At 66.4% G+C, this 14,417-nt stretch carries 15 protein-coding genes; 6 read left to right on the top strand and 9 right to left on the bottom strand.

Annotated features, from left to right (window positions below):
• Positions 1–7 precede the first annotated feature (7 nt).
• Entirely contained in the window at positions 8–1,303 is a 1,296-nt protein-coding gene (gene wecC / locus FHS94_RS11570) for a UDP-N-acetyl-D-mannosamine dehydrogenase (RefSeq protein ID WP_184057917.1), read from the bottom strand.
• Positions 1,287–2,417: a non-hydrolyzing UDP-N-acetylglucosamine 2-epimerase gene (wecB, locus tag FHS94_RS11565; protein ID WP_184057916.1), complete on the bottom strand. Its 1,131-nt coding sequence runs from the start codon at positions 2,415–2,417 to the stop codon at positions 1,287–1,289. Before wecB ends, wecC begins: the two co-directional genes overlap by 17 nt.
• A 106-nt stretch (positions 2,418–2,523) precedes the next feature.
• Here wecB and galU point away from each other — a divergent pair, with 106 nt between their 5' ends.
• Both galU and FHS94_RS11555 read left to right on the top strand, forming a co-directional pair.
• Positions 2,524–3,384 carry a UTP--glucose-1-phosphate uridylyltransferase GalU gene (galU, locus tag FHS94_RS11560; protein WP_184057914.1) on the top strand — a complete coding sequence of 287 codons (861 nt, stop codon included), beginning with the start codon at positions 2,524–2,526 and terminating at the stop codon, positions 3,382–3,384.
• Positions 3,385–3,393: 9 nt separating this feature from the next.
• Positions 3,394–4,392 (top strand): NAD-dependent epimerase/dehydratase family protein, encoded by a 999-nt coding sequence (locus FHS94_RS11555; RefSeq protein ID WP_184057912.1) that lies wholly within the window; start codon positions 3,394–3,396, stop codon positions 4,390–4,392.
• Here FHS94_RS11555 and FHS94_RS11550 read toward each other — a convergent pair.
• Genes FHS94_RS11550 through FHS94_RS11520 form a run of 7 tightly spaced genes read right to left on the bottom strand, consistent with a single transcriptional unit; the run spans position 4,389 to position 10,557 of the window.
• A complete protein-coding gene (locus FHS94_RS11550) occupies positions 4,389–5,165 on the bottom strand; it encodes a molybdopterin-synthase adenylyltransferase MoeB (protein WP_184058016.1) in 777 nt (258 codons plus the stop codon). The genes FHS94_RS11555 and FHS94_RS11550 overlap by 4 nt on opposite strands.
• Entirely contained in the window at positions 5,162–5,548 is a 387-nt protein-coding gene (locus tag FHS94_RS11545; protein WP_184057910.1) for a hypothetical protein, read from the bottom strand. Before FHS94_RS11545 ends, FHS94_RS11550 begins: the two co-directional genes overlap by 4 nt.
• A complete protein-coding gene (gene dut, locus FHS94_RS11540) occupies positions 5,545–5,988 on the bottom strand; it encodes a dUTP diphosphatase (RefSeq protein ID WP_184057908.1) in 444 nt (147 codons plus the stop codon). The genes FHS94_RS11545 and dut overlap by 4 nt, the downstream gene beginning before the upstream one ends.
• Complete coding sequence (gene coaBC, locus FHS94_RS11535; RefSeq protein WP_184057906.1) at positions 5,985–7,172, bottom strand: bifunctional phosphopantothenoylcysteine decarboxylase/phosphopantothenate--cysteine ligase CoaBC; 1,188 nt, start codon at positions 7,170–7,172, stop codon at positions 5,985–5,987. The genes dut and coaBC overlap by 4 nt, the downstream gene beginning before the upstream one ends.
• The gene (locus tag FHS94_RS11530; protein WP_184057904.1) at positions 7,169–8,266 is read right to left on the bottom strand and encodes a hypothetical protein; all 1,098 of its coding nucleotides are present in this window, start codon (positions 8,264–8,266) and stop codon (positions 7,169–7,171) included. The genes coaBC and FHS94_RS11530 overlap by 4 nt, the downstream gene beginning before the upstream one ends.
• Positions 8,267–8,282: 16 nt before the next feature.
• A complete protein-coding gene (ubiB, locus tag FHS94_RS11525; RefSeq protein ID WP_184057903.1) occupies positions 8,283–9,818 on the bottom strand; it encodes a 2-polyprenylphenol 6-hydroxylase in 1,536 nt (511 codons plus the stop codon).
• A 7-nt stretch (positions 9,819–9,825) separates the two neighbouring features.
• Positions 9,826–10,557: a class I SAM-dependent methyltransferase gene (locus FHS94_RS11520; RefSeq protein ID WP_184057901.1), complete on the bottom strand. Its 732-nt coding sequence runs from the start codon at positions 10,555–10,557 to the stop codon at positions 9,826–9,828.
• Between the two features lie 102 nt (positions 10,558–10,659).
• Between FHS94_RS11520 and mutM the strand changes: the two genes are divergently transcribed.
• The 4 genes from mutM to FHS94_RS11500 all read left to right on the top strand — a co-directional run bounded on the left by mutM (position 10,660) and on the right by FHS94_RS11500 (position 14,408).
• The gene (gene mutM, locus FHS94_RS11515) at positions 10,660–11,472 is read left to right on the top strand and encodes a bifunctional DNA-formamidopyrimidine glycosylase/DNA-(apurinic or apyrimidinic site) lyase (RefSeq protein ID WP_184057899.1); all 813 of its coding nucleotides are present in this window, start codon (positions 10,660–10,662) and stop codon (positions 11,470–11,472) included.
• 115 nt (positions 11,473–11,587) lie between these two features.
• A complete protein-coding gene (gene rpsT / locus FHS94_RS11510; RefSeq protein WP_184057897.1) occupies positions 11,588–11,851 on the top strand; it encodes a 30S ribosomal protein S20 in 264 nt (87 codons plus the stop codon).
• 426 nt (positions 11,852–12,277) lie between these two features.
• Positions 12,278–13,756 (top strand): chromosomal replication initiator protein DnaA, encoded by a 1,479-nt coding sequence (dnaA, locus tag FHS94_RS11505; protein ID WP_184057895.1) that lies wholly within the window; start codon positions 12,278–12,280, stop codon positions 13,754–13,756.
• A gap of 73 nt (positions 13,757–13,829) precedes the next feature.
• A complete protein-coding gene (locus FHS94_RS11500; protein ID WP_184057893.1) occupies positions 13,830–14,408 on the top strand; it encodes a DUF4142 domain-containing protein in 579 nt (192 codons plus the stop codon).
• Positions 14,409–14,417: the final 9 nt, after the last annotated feature.

The following is a 14,417-nucleotide window of genomic DNA, read 5'->3' as shown; positions in this document are numbered from 1 at the left end:
CCCCGGATTAACTCGCGAGTTGCATCCTGACCGGCGAAATCATGCGGGGCTGGTCGGGCCAGATGCCGCGGGTGTCGAGCACAGCCTTATGGGCGCGCTCGTCCAGCGGAACCGAGCGGAACACGTCATGATCGACCAGCACGATCATCACCGGGCAGCTATCCAGCGCGGTGTCGATGTCCGTCAGCGTCGCGCCGGTGCCATCGAATGCGGCGGGCAAGGCTGTGGCATAGGGCTCGACGACGCGGATCTGTCGCCCGAAGCGCGCGGCCAGCGCCGCCGCGACACGCAGCGCCGGGCTCTCGCGAAAATCGTCGATGTTGGCCTTGAAGGCCAGGCCGAGGCACGCGACCGGGGCGCCGGGCCATTGCTCGATCAGGGCCGCTGCCTGCGCGATCACATGGTCCGTCTTGCCGTCATTGACCTCGCGCGCGCTACGGATCAGCGGGGTGACGTCCGGCGCTGCGCTGACCAGGAACCATGGGTCGACCGCGATGCAATGGCCGCCCACCCCGGGTCCGGGTTGAAGGATGTTCACGCGCGGATGACGGTTGGCCAGGCGAATCACCTCCCACACGTCCACTCCCATGCGGTCGGCGACGAGGCTCAGCTCGTTGGCGAAGGCGATGTTGACGTCCCGGAACGCATTCTCGGTCAGCTTGGTCATTTCCGCCGCGCGCGAGGTGGTGGTGACGCAGGCGCCGCGGACGAACCGCCGGTAGAAGGACAGCGCCTTGCGCGCGCAGCGCGGCGTCACGCCTCCAATCACGCGGTCATTGTCGATCAGCTCGACCAGAATTCGGCCCGGCAACACCCGCTCCGGGCAATAGGCGATGGCAATGTCTGCCTGTTCGCCCGTCCGACCGGGTACCTTCAGATCCGGGCGAAGCCCCGCGAGCAAGTCCCGGACCTGTTCGGTGGTGCCGACGGGCGAGGTCGATTCCAGGATTACCGTATCGCCGGCCTTCAGCACCGTCGCGATCGTCGTCGCGGCCCGGAGCACATAGCCGATATCGGGCGCATGATCGTCAGCGAAGGGGGTGGGCACCGCGATCACGAAGACGTCCGCGGTCTCAATCTGTGTTGACGCGCGCAGCGTCCCGCGTGCCACCACGCCCGAGACGAGGCCGTCGAGATCGACTTCCTCAATATGGACACGGCCCGAGTTGACGGTGTCGACCACGTCCGCGCTGACATCGACGCCGAGCACCCGCGCGCCCGTGCGGGCGATCACCGCGGCGGTGGGCAGGCCGATATAGCCCAACCCCAGCACGACGACGTTCAGTTCAGCTTCGCCCGGCATTCGCGACCACCCCTGCTATGCGCGCGCTGGCATGGCCGTCGCCGAACGGATTATGGGCACGGGCCATGGCGGCATAAGCGGCCTTGTCGTCCAGCAGCGTGAAGATTTCGGAAACGATGCGCTCTTCGTCGGTGCCGACAAGGCGCGCGGTGCCGGCCTCGACGCCTTCTGGCCGCTCGGTGGTTTCGCGCATCACCAGCACCGGCTTGCCGAGTGCTGGGGCTTCTTCCTGCACTCCGCCCGAATCGGTCAGCACAAGGTCGGACAGATCGAGCGCGGCAATGAAATGTGGGTAGTCGAGCGGCTCGATCCGGGCGACGTGCGGGTGGTCGTTGAGCACCTCATCCATAACCGCGGCTACGGCTGGATTGGGGTGCATGGGGAACAGCACGGCGACATCGTCCCGGTCTGCGATACGCCGGATCGAGCGCGCGATCGCGGCCATGCCGCCGCCGAAGTTTTCACGGCGGTGGGTTGTGACCAGCACGATCTGCTTGCCCGTGAACCGTTCAGCCAGAGGACCGAGGCCTGCCGCCAGCCCAGGCTCATCCTTGATCCGTTCACGCGTCCAGTGCAGCGCGTCGATGACCGTGTTGCCGGTCACGTGAATTGTCGCGGGATCGATGTTCTCGCGGCGCAGCGCGGCGGCGGCCGTTTCAGTCGGCGCAAAGTGATCGCGCGCGATCGGAGCGACGATGCGGCGGTTCACCTCTTCGGGCCAGGGGTGATAGATATCGCCAGAGCGCAGCCCCGCCTCCACATGCGCCACCGGAATGCGACGATAATAGGCGGCAAGCGCGCCAGCCATCGCGGTCGCCGTGTCGCCCTGCACCATGACCAAATCCGGGCGCTCGGCGTCCAGCACCTCGCCCAGGCCGGTCAGCAGTCGCGCCGTCAGCCGATCGAGCGACTGGCCGGGCTCCATCAGGTCAAGGTCGATGTCGGGCCGCAACTGAGCAATGCCGAGCACCTGATCGAGCAGCCCGCGATGCTGGGCGGTTACGCAGGTGCGCACGGCGATGTCTGCAGTCGCCTGCAACGCGCGGACGACCGGGAAAAGCTTGATCGCTTCGGGGCGGGTGCCAAAGATCACGAGGACGCGCTGTGTTGCCATGAACTGCCGCGTACACAGGATGACTTAATTGATGTCTAAGTCGGAATGATTGCGACCTGCCGGGTGCGCGGTTATGCGGCTGGCATACCTAGGGGGAACAACGAGCATGACGATCAAGCCAGTGCGCAAGGCAGTTTTCCCTGTGGCCGGGCTCGGAACTCGGTTCCTGCCGGCGACCAAAGCAATGCCAAAGGAGATGTTGACCGTCGTCGACAAGCCGTTGATCCAATATGCCGTTGAAGAGGCACTGGAAGCCGGCATCGAGCAGATCATCTTCGTGACGGGGCGCGGCAAGGGCGCTTTGGAAGATCACTTCGACATCTCCTACGAGCTCGAAGCGACCATGAAGGCGCGCGGCAAGAGCTTGTCGGCAATCGAGAATATTCGTCAGAAGCCGGGCAGCCCGGTTTACGTTCGCCAGCAGGAGCCCTTGGGTCTGGGCCACGCAGTCTGGTGTGCGCGGGAAATCGTCGGCGACGAGCCCTTTGCGGTGCTGCTGCCCGATGAGCTGATGGTTGGCGGGTTCATGCGCCAGATGGTGGAAGCCTATAATCAGGTCGGCGGTAACGTGATCGGCGCGCTCGAAGTGCCCGACAGCGAAACGGACAAGTACGGCATTATCTCGCCCGGCAAGGTCGAGGGCCGGCTGACCGAGGTGAAGGCGCTGGTCGAGAAGCCCAAGGGCAAGGCTCCGTCCAACCTGATGATCCCTGGCCGCTACATTCTCCAGCCCGAGGTCATGCAGGTGCTGGAAAGCGGGGAAAAAGGTGCCGGCGGCGAGATCCAGCTGACGGATGCCATGGAGAAGCTGATTGGCAAGCAGCCCTTCCATGGGTTCACCTTCGATGGCGAGCGCTACGATTGCGGCGACAAGGCGGGCTGGGTCACGGCCAATCTCGCCCTGGCGTTGGAACGCGAGGATATTGGCCCGGCGGTTCGCGAGTTCGCGCAGGCCCGGCTCGGCTGACCTGACGCCGTGCGGGTCCTGATCACAGGCGTCGCAGGCTTTATCGGCTTCCATGCGGCGCAGGCACTGCTGGCGCGTGGTGACGAAGTAATAGGGATCGACAATCTCGATCCTTATTACTCGCCGACGCTGAAGGAGGACCGGCTCACCCAGCTGGCCAAGGTCGCCGAGGGCCGCCTGAGGGTAGAGCGTTGTGATTTCGCGGACGAGGCGGCCCTGGACGCCGCGCTGGGCGAGGATCAGTTCGACGCGGTGCTTCACCTCGGCGCGCAGGCTGGCGTGCGCTATTCGATCGAGAACCCTCGCGCCTATGCCCGCGCCAATCTGATCGGTCACCTAAACCTGCTGGAAGTGGGCAGGGCGCGACGGGTCGGGCACTTCGTCTATGCCTCGTCCTCGTCCGTCTACGGGCAGGCGGGCGAGGGGGCGCTGAGCACGACACAGCGAACCGACCATCCGGTGTCGCTCTATGCGGCGACCAAGCGCGCGGACGAGTTGATGACGGAAAGCTACGCGCACCTGTACCGGCTACCCGCCACGGGATTGCGCTTCTTCACCGTCTACGGCCCCTGGGGTCGACCCGACATGGCGGCGTGGCTGTTCACCGCCGCGATCCTGGAGGATCGCCCGATCGCTGTTTTCAACGGCGGGGCGCTGCGTCGCGATTTCACCTATGTGGACGACGTCGTTGCGGGCGTGCTTGCCGCTCTCGATCGCCCGCCGGCCGATGATCGCGCCGTCAAACCGGGAGGCAGCGTGTCGCCACACGCAATATACAACCTCGGCAACGGGCGACCGCAGGAGCTCGACCGGTTGATCGTGATGATCGAGGGCGCTTGCGGCCGCCCGGCACGGCGGGATATGCGCCCGATGCAGCCAGGCGATGTCTCCGCCACCTTTGCAGACATCGCCGACGCGGCCCGAGATCTCGGTTATGCGCCGGCGACCCCGATCGAGGTCGGGATTCCGCGCTTCGTCGGCTGGTATCGCAGCTACCGCGGCGTTTAGGCGTGGACGGGCGGCCGGTATAGGGCCGAGCAGGCGGGGCACCCCGGGTCTTTCGGCACGATCAGCGTCCGGAAACGCCAGGATAAGGCGTCGACCAGCAACAGCCGTCCTGCCGGGTCGTCGCCAAAACCAACGATCGCTCGCAACACTTCCAGCGCCGCAAGGCTGCCAAGCACGCCCGGCACCGGTCCCAACACGCCCTGGTCGGCGCAGGTGTCGCCCGCCTCGTCTGCAGGCTGACCGACCAAACAGCGATAGCAGGGCTTGTCCGCCTCCCAGCCGCGGAACACTGCGAGTTGCCCCTCCCACGGCCCGACAGCGGCCGACACCAGCGGCACGTGCGCGGCGAGGGCGGCATCGGCAACGATCAGCCTTGTGCCAAAATTGTCTGTGCCGTCGAGTATGACATCGGCACCTGCGATCAGAGTCGGTGCGGTCGCATCATCAAGGCGGACCATGTGTGCGCGAGCGTCCACATGGGGGTTGATGGCACGGGCGCGATCGGCCGCTGCCTGCGCCTTTGGCTCACCCCGGTCCGTCGTCGCGAAGATCGTCTGGCGTTGCAGGTTGGATGGCTCAACGCGATCGTCGTCGACGATGTCGATCCGGCCGATCCCGGCTGCGGCCAGGTACTGGATCGCCGGCGACCCGATCCCGCCCGCGCCGACCACCACGACCCGAGCGCCACGCAGCCTGAGCTGACCCGCGCCGCCCACTTCGCGCAGCACTATATGACGAGCATACCGGTCGAGTTCGTCGTCAGAAAGGGTCACGGCGTCCATGAAAAGGTGATGCTCGCCCGGTACCAGCTGTCTGGGTCACCAGGGGTGGCATCAAGATTGTCGCGCGCCAGGCGAGATACCAGGCCGGAGACATATTGTTCGATGGTAGGACAGCCGATCGCGCGCGGCACGATGGTCTTTGGGTCACCGTCGGCCGCTACCAGCACCGCCACATTCACCTGAAGGCGGTAGCCCGCTTCATCCCGCTGGGCGGCGTTGCACCGGCCCGCGCGTGCCTCCTCCACCACGAAGCGCGCCATCTCGGCGTTGTATTGGGGTGGCGTTCGCCAGCGCACCGCCGGCAGGGTCGACCAGTCGGCCGGGAGGCCCGGAGCCGAGGTGGCCTGAAACAGCAGGGCCAGCGCGGCGATCACCGCCCGGTCGATCCAAAGCCGCCAACCCCGCGCGCGGTATCGTCGAGCGAGTCGGTTTCCACGACCATGGCGGCCTGGACGGCGGCCGGGACCAGTTGCGCGATGCGCTCACCACGTCCGACGGCAAAGGCCTCACTGCCGAGATTGGCCAGGATCACCTTAATCTCCCCGCGATAATCGGAGTCGATCGTGCCCGGCGTGTTGAGGCACGTAATGCCGTAACGGAGCGCCAGGCCGGACCGAGGGCGCACCTGCACTTCGAACCCATGCGGTATCGCGATAGCAAAGCCGGTGGCGACCGCATGCCGGTCACCGGGTTGCAGCACCACGTCTTCTGCCGCGACGATATCCATCCCGGCCGCGCCTTCCGTCGCATAAGCGGGAAGGGGCAGGCCCGCGCCATGGGGTAGCCGCTTCAGACGCAGCGCGATCGCACTCATGTCAGCGCCTCCGCGATACGCTGCGCCAAACGCGCTGCTACCTCATCCTTGGGCAGGCGCGGCCAGTCCTCGACACCGTCCGCCGTGAGAATATGCACCGTGTTCGCCCCGCCGCCCATCACGTCCCCCGATACGTCATTGGCCACGATCCAGTCGACTCCCTTGCGAACGCGCTTGGCCGTGGCATGCTCAACCACCCGCTCCGTCTCTGCGGCGAAGCCGATCAACAGGCGTGGCCGCCGCGGACCTGCGGCGAGCCCGGCCAGGATGTCGGGATTGGGAAGCAGGCGCAAGGCCGGCTCGCCAGCACCCTTCTTGATCTTTTGTGCCGCCGGATCGACACGCCAGTCAGCTACCGCGGCGACCATGACCGCGACGTCCGCGGGAAGGGCAGTGTCGACCGCCTCTGCCATCTGCCCTCCCGTTTCGACGTCCACGCGCGTCACTCCGACGGGGGTCGGGAGGTCGACCGGCCCGGCCACCAGCGTCACGCGAGCCCCCAATCGGGCAAGCGCGCCTGCGATGGCAAAGCCCTGGCGCCCCGATGAGCGATTCGCGATGTAGCGAACGGGGTCGATCGGCTCGTGAGTCGGGCCGGCGGTGACGAGCACGTGGCGACCCGCCAGCGGTCGGGTCGGGAGCTGTGCCTGCGGCTTCAACGCTGCCTCGATCGCGTCGGCGATGGCCAGCGGCTCGGGCAGGCGGCCCGGGCCAAATTCGCCGCAAGCCATCGCGCCCTCGTCGGGCTCCATGACCTTAACGCCGTCGCTGCGCAGCGTAGCGACGTTGCGCACCGTGGCGGCGTGTTGCCACATGCGCACGTTCATCGCGGGGGCGACCAGCACCGGCTTGTCGGTCGCGAGCAGCACCGTGGTGGCGAGATCGCCTGCCTGTCCCCCTGCCATGCGAGCGAGGAGATCGGCGCTCGCGGGCGCGACGACCAGCAGGTCAGCCTCCCGGCTGAGCTGGATGTGCCCCATCTCCGCCTCGTCCTTCAGGTCCCACAGGCTGGTATAAACCTTGTCTTCACTCAGCGCGGCGAGGCTCATGGGGGTGACGAAGTGGCTGCCTCCTTCGGTCAGCACACAGCGGACCGCGTGACCGCGCCGCCGCAGCAGCCGGATCAGCTCGCATGCCTTGTAGGCTGCGATGCCGCCGCCGACGATCAGGAGTATCCGGCTCATCGAACCACTCGTCGCACGGTGATGCGGCGGCTGTCGAGCGCCCCGGCAACAAGGTCGCGTACCGCGTCGGGGGCAAGCGCCAGGCCCGGCAGTATCAGTGGCGCGACCAGCAGGCCCCAATAGAAGGTATCGGCCCGCGCGAACAACACCAACAGCGTCGCGTAAGCGGCAAGCGTCGCAGTCACCCGCAAGCCAGTCGGCGACCGCCACCCCGCCCAGCCGATCAGGGCAAGCGCGACCAGCGGTGCTGAAACTAGTATCGGCAACAAGCTGAGCACCGTCGATGCGGCCATGGTCCGCACGAAAAAGCCGACGCCCAGCATTCCCGCCCAGCCAGGCGATAGTGCATCAAGCGGGCGAACGACCTGTGCGACCGCATGCGCGTGGACCGCGACAACAGCCGCCAGCACTGCAAGCGCTCCGAGCCAGCCAACGGCCTCCCGCCGCTCACCGTCCGTGATCGCCAGCGCCGCCATGACCAAAACGTAAAGGGCCGATGTTTCGCGGATCAGCATAGCCGCAAGACCCAGGGCGACAGGCTCGATCCATCGCCCCGGTCGACGCAGCGCGAGCGACAGCGCGATCAGCAATCCTGCCCAGACCTCATGAAAGGTGGCGAGTGCTGGCTGTACCTGCGCGATCAATCCGCCTGCGATCAGCAATGGCAGGGCAATGCGCAACGCCGGACGACGCAGCGCGGCCGACAATCGCCCGAACCACGCGATCAGCACCCCGGTCGCAAGCGCGCCAAGAACGCCCGCGACCAGCCAGTCGGGCAAGTGCGCCTCAATCACCGCCAGGGTCGGCAGGCGAAAGGTGACAAAGGGGCGCAGCGGATAGTCCCCCGCTCGCAGCGCATCGGCGGTGACGTCGTAGTAATTGCCGCCATGGCGTACGCCGTCGACGATTGCCCCATAGAGCACGACATCCCCGGGCCCGTCGCCCGCTGTGCCGCCAACGGGAAGCCACAAGGCACTGAAGCTGGCCATCAGGAGCAGGACAGCGAGCCCCAGCGAAAGGCGAGCGGCGCCAAGGGGAAGCGCGGCGAAGCGGCTCGGCTCGGCGAGCCAGAGAGGGGGCAGCGGACGGCGCATGGCGAACCTGCGGACCCTAGCCCAATATGGCCCAGGTCGCCGCGATGCTGACCAATGCCGTCACCGCGGAGACAACCACATATCGCCAGGCGCCTCCGGTTCCGACAATCTCTACCTCCTGCAACGGCGGGGCGGGGGGCTCACCACCCGGAGCCGGGTAACGTGCCTCAATCCGGCGGATCAGTTCGGGCAGACGGGCTATCGTCCGCACGTCGGCGACCAAGCGATCGGCAAAAGCGGCTTCGGGCCCCAGTTCCGATCGGATCCATTCGCTTACGAACGGCGCTGCCGCGTCCCACAGGTTGATGTCGGGATCCAGGCTGGTCGCAACACCTTCCACCATCACCATGGTCTTCTGCAGCAGCAGCAGATGCGGCTGGGTGACCATGTCGAAGTCGCGGGTGATCGCGAAAAGGCCGTCCAGCATCATGCCGATCGACATTTCCTTCACCGAAAGGCCGCGCATCGGCTCGCCCACCGCGCGCAGGGCGGTCGCGAACTCGGCGACGTTGTGGTGGGAGGGGACGTACCCTGCCTCGAAATGGATTTCGGCCACTCGTTTATAGTTGCCGGTGATCAGGCCATATAGGATCTCCGCCAGCCACACCCGCGCGCGCCGATCGATTCGGCCCATGATGCCGAAGTCGATCGCCGCGATCCTGTCGCCAGGAATAGCGAACAGGTTTCCCTGGTGCATGTCGGCGTGGAAGAAGCCCTCTGCGATCGCCTGGCGCAGAAAGGCGTGAACAAGCGTCCGCGCAAGCTTCGGCAGGTCATACCCAGCATCGATCAGCGCCTGGCGATCGCCCAGCTTGTGCCCGTCGATCCATTCAACGGTCAGCACCTTGCCCGTGGTCCGGCGCCAGTCGATCGTGGGCACCACGAAATCGGGCTCGGCCGTCATCGCCTCCGCAAGCTCGGACGCCGACGCTGCCTCGCGCATGAAGTTAAGTTCCCGCAGCGTCCAGCGGCGGAAGTTCTCCACGGTCAGCCGTGGGCGCAGGCGCCGTGCCTCACCGCCCATCGCCTCCAGGTGCGCGGCCGCCCACTGATAGGTGTCGATTGCGCGCCTGAACTCCTCCTCGACGCCGGGACGCAGCACCTTCACCGCGACCTGGCGCCCGTCGGTGGTCACCGCACGGTGAACTTGCGCGATCGACGCGGCGCCGACTGGCACTTCCTCGATGCGGCTGAACAAATCCTCCAGCGGACGGCCGAGACTCGCCTCCATGCCCCCACGCAAGGTGTCGAAGGGCACGGCCGGCAACTGGTCCTGGAGCCGCAACAGGTCGCGAGCGGCTTCCTCGCCGACCAGGTCGGGCCGGGTCGCCATTGTCTGGCCAAGCTTGATCGCGGCGGGTCCGATCGCCTGAAGCGCGTCTGCATAGCGGGGCACGGCCGGCACCCTGGCGCCAAACCGCGCAATGCGGGCGAGCCGTCGGACGGGCGCTGGCGTGTTGGGGTCGTTCTCGATCCCCTTGAGCGCACCATGCCGGGCAAGGGTGCGCCCCCAGCGGAGCAGCCGCCACGTATGAACGATCGGAGAAGTCACGGTTGGATCAGATCTTCCAGCCGGAATGAATGGCGACCAGCCCGCCCATGATCGGCTCAACCCGCGTATTCACGAAGCCGGCATCGCGAATCATGCCCTCGAATTTCGGCATGTCGGGAAAGCGGCGGATCGACTCGATCAGGTAGCGATAGCTCTCCGCGTCGCCGGCCAGCATCTGCCCCAGCCGCGGGACCAGCCGGTGGCTGTACGCGTCATAGGCTTCGGCAAAGCCCGGCCACTGGGTGGTCGAGAATTCCAGGCAAAAGAACCGGCCGCCGCGGCGCAGCACGCGGTTGGCTTCACGCAGCGCGGCCGGGATATCGGTCACGTTCCGGATGCCGAAGGCAATGGTGTAGGCGTCAAAGAAGCGGTCCGGGTAACTGAGCGTTTCCGCGTTCGCCTCCGACCAGACAAGCCCGTCGATGCCGCGCTGCTGGGCACGGGTCATCCCCACCTCCAGCATGGCCGGGTTGATGTCCGCCACCGTCACGCTGGCCCCTGCACGGGCCAGGCGGAACGCGATGTCGCCCGTGCCGCCCGCCATGTCGAGGATCTGTTCGCCGGCACGCGGCTTCACCCGGCGCACAAAGCGGTCCTTCCACAGCCGGTGCATGCCGCCCGACATGGCATCGTTCATCAGGTCGTAGCGGGAGGCCACGGACGTGAACACGCCACCGACCCGCCGGGTCTTTTCTGCGGGGGCAACCTCTTCGTAGCCGAAGGAAACGGTATCGCTCATGCAAGTGCCCTAGACGGGGCGCAGGGCAGGGGCAAACCCGTTCGGGCGAGTTGTTAAGCGAGGTAGCGTGACCTGCCGCCGCGCATACCTATATCACGCCCCATGCCAGAGCTTCCCGAGGTAGAAACCACCGTGCGCGGGCTGACGCCCGTGCTCGCCGGACAAAGAATGGTCGGGGTGGAGCCACGACGAGCGGACCTGCGCAAGGCGATCCCGCCCGATCTGCGGCAACGGCTGACCGGCGCCACAGTGACCTCGCTTGGCCGGAGCGCGAAGTATGGCCTGATCGATACCGATCGCGGCGACACGCTGATCTTTCACCTCGGCATGTCGGGTCGGTGGCGAGTCGATCCGAGCGACGTGCTGACGCATGACCACCTGCTGATCGACACGGCCAATGGGCGACGCCTGGCGCTGAACGACCCACGCCGGTTCGGCTTTCTCGACCTGATCGCGACCGATAGGCTGGCCAGCTATCCTCCCTTTGTTGCGATGGGGCCGGAGCCGCTGTCCGATGCTTTCGACGGCGCATACCTCGACCGGATGCTTGACGGTCGGCAGGCGCCGATCAAGGCGATGCTGCTCGACCAGCGGATCGTGGCGGGGCTCGGCAACATCTATGTGTGCGAGGCGCTGCACCTGTCGGGGATCGCGCCTGCCCGAGCGGGGGGCCAGATCGCTCGCGCCCGACTCGATCGCCTTGTCGTCGCGGTGAAGGAGGTGCTGGTCGCCGCCATTGCAGCCGGAGGGTCGACGCTGCGCGACTATGCGAGGCCGGACGGTGAGCTTGGCTATTTCTCGAAGCAATGGCGAGTATATGGGCGTGAGGGCGACGCCTGTGGCTGTGGCGACCCCGTGCGCCGGCGGGTGGAAGCGGGGCGGTCCACTTTCTGGTGCCCGCGGTGCCAGCGATGATGCTCTTCGATGGCCACGCGGTTGACCTTGTCCGGCAAGGTCGTTAGGGGGCACGGCTTCACGAGGGCCCGGGCCATCCCGGCGCCCCGCTTTTGATCGGGATCCAGAGGCAAGAATGGCGAACACGCCGCAAGCGAAGAAGCGCATCCGTCGCAACCAGGCCCGCGCCGAAATCAACGGCGCGCGCGTCGGTCGTATCCGCACCTTCATCAAGAAGGTGGAGGCTGCGCTGGCGTCGGGCGACAAGGAAGCAGCGACCGCCGCCCTAGCGGCTGCGCAGCCCGAACTCGCCCGTGGCGTTGCCAAGGGTGTGCTGCACAAGAACACCGCGTCGCGGAAGTTCTCCCGCCTGACGAAGCGTCTTACCGCGCTCGCCTAAGCGGCCGAATTGTTGATCAGTATTGAGCCCGTCGGGTTTGTCCCGGCGGGCTTTTTCGCGTGCTCAGCAGATGGGTTTGGAACGAAAAGCGAAAGGCAGGACTGACCGCGATTCGAGCAGAGTGGGCCCCTTCGAAATACTACAAAAACCCTCAATATCAGTTACTTATCAAATAGTTTGACGGTTTTCGGGGGCCCCGTGGCTGTCAACCCGCTTTATTTCGGATTTGTGGCACGAGCCGGCCTTGATCGACTCAGCCAGCGCTTCATAATCGCTGAACGAGGTCGCCAACCGGCACCACGTTTGATCACAGAAGAACATGCCAGTCGGCTCCAGGGGGGTGGAGCCGGGATGGGGGATGTTTGATCGTTGTAAACGGATCGTCCGCGAAAGGCTGCTTTCGCGGAAACGGGAGAGCTATGTGTGATGAACAGTCCGGTGACGACGTCGGCAAGCGAGCTGCAGCGGGCTTGGGCCCGAGTGCGGTCGTCGCTGCGCGAGTCGGCCGGTGCCCGGCTGTTCGACCAGTGGCTGAAGCCCATGGAGCTGATCGACGGGGATGAGCCGGACGCGGTTCGTCTGGCGCTCCCATCGGCGTTCATGACCAACTGGGTGAGGAGCCACTATCAGGACCGGCTGCTGCTGGAGTTCCGCCAGGCACTGCCCGAGGTGCGGAGCATCGCGATCGAGACGCGTGCGCCCGGGCCGGTACTCACGGTAGTCACTGCGGACACGCCCGCCACGCAGGCGGCCGCAGCCGTCGCTCCCGCTGCAAGCGAGCCGGACGCAACGGACCTGCTGACTGAAGCTCCGGCGGCCCCAGCGGCGGCGCAGGCCGGCACACCTGCTCCAGCCCCGTCATTGGCTTCACCAGCCGGTGAGCGCCCGGCTCTCGACCCGCGCAACACATTTGACCGCTTCGTCGTGGACGCGTCCAACCGAGTCGCGCTCAACGCAGCGAAGCTGCTGGCGGAGGATGGCCCCCCGCGCTTTAGCCCCTTGTTCCTTCATGCGGGCACCGGGCAGGGCAAGACTCACCTGATGCACGCGATCGCCCACGCCTTTCTGGCGGTGCGGCCCGAGGCGCGCGTTCTCTACATGTCGGCCGAGCGCTTCATGTTCGAGTTCGTCGCTTCGATGCGAGCGCGCGACACTTTTGCGTTCAAGGCTAGGCTGCGGTCGGCCGATCTGCTGCTGATCGACGATCTTCAGTTCATCGCTGGCAAGGACAGCACGCAGGAGGAGTTCTTCCACACGATCAACGAGATCATGGGCGCCAACAAGCGGCTGGTGATCGCTGCCGATCGTGCACCCCAGGCGCTCGACGGCGTGGAAGCTCGCATCCTGTCGCGCCTGGGCGGCGGGCTGGTTGCCGACATCAAGGCGCCGGGTCTGGACCTGCGCCGGGCGATCCTGTCTGCCAAGCTCGACGACCTGCCCGATACAAAGGTGCCGGCAGAGGTGCTGGACCTGATCGCCGGTCGCATCCACACCAACATCCGCGAGCTTGAAGGCGCGCTCAACCGGGTTGTGGCCTATGCCCAGCTGACGGGCGAGCGCATCGACCTGGAGTTCGCGACCCAAACCCTGGGTGACGCGTTCCGCGGGGCGCAGCGTCGGGTCACGATCGACGAAATTCAGAAGCTTGTTACCCAGCATTTCGCGCTGAAGCCGCTCGACCTCGTTTCCGCGCGCCGGTCGCGCTGCGTCGCCCGGCCGCGCCAGATCGCGATGTACCTGTCTAAGCGCCTGACCACCCGCTCACTTCCGGAGATTGGCCGCAAGTTCGGCGGCCGTGATCACTCGACGGTGATCCATGCCGTGCGCAAGATCGAGGAACTGCGCGACACCGATCGCGAGATCGACAGCGCGGTTCGCGTGCTGCTTCGCGAGCTCGAAAGCTGATTCGGACCCGAAACGGAACCGGGCAACGCCTGCGCGCGTAGGGCGTGGGTAGGTTTAGTTCGGGAGAGGTCTGATGAAGCTTGTTCTCGCTTCCATGGGAGCGGACATGTTGCTGGCGGGCTGCGCGTCCCAGCGCGACGACATGGGACCGCCCGCAACCATAGCCGCAGACCCGATGTCGCCTTTGTCCGCGCCCGGTTACACCCGGATGGCGGCGTCGAGCGACCAGTTCGAGATCGAGTCGAGCCGGCTCGCGCTCACCCGCTCGCGCAATCCGCAGGTGCTGCGCTTCGCCCAGATGATGATCGACCATCACCAGCGTACCTCGGCTGACCTGATGTCGACGGCGCAGGCGGTCGGCATCGCGCCGCCACCCCCGGGCATGTTGCCGCCACAGCGCGACGCCTTTGAACGCGTCAGTGCGGCCGGCCCTGACTTCGACTCGGTGTACAAGGCGGAGCAAGTCTCCGGCCATCAGCAGGCGCTCGACCTGCACCGGAACTATGCGGCGTCTGGCGACGAACCGCGCTTCCGCGCGCTGGCGACGCGAACCGTCCCGATTATCGAGGATCACCTGCGTCAGGCACAGTCGCTTCCTGACTATGCGTCCCCGCCGCCTCCCGCGCCGGTTCGCGCCGGGGAGCGCGGCTGACACGGCCGA

It is taken from the genome of Sphingomonas aerophila (assembly GCF_014199305.1).
Taxonomy (GTDB): Bacteria; Pseudomonadota; Alphaproteobacteria; order Sphingomonadales; family Sphingomonadaceae; genus Sphingomonas; species Sphingomonas aerophila.
The sequence above is the reverse complement of the archived record's forward strand: the minus strand, read 5'-3'. Positions and strand labels throughout refer to the sequence as shown.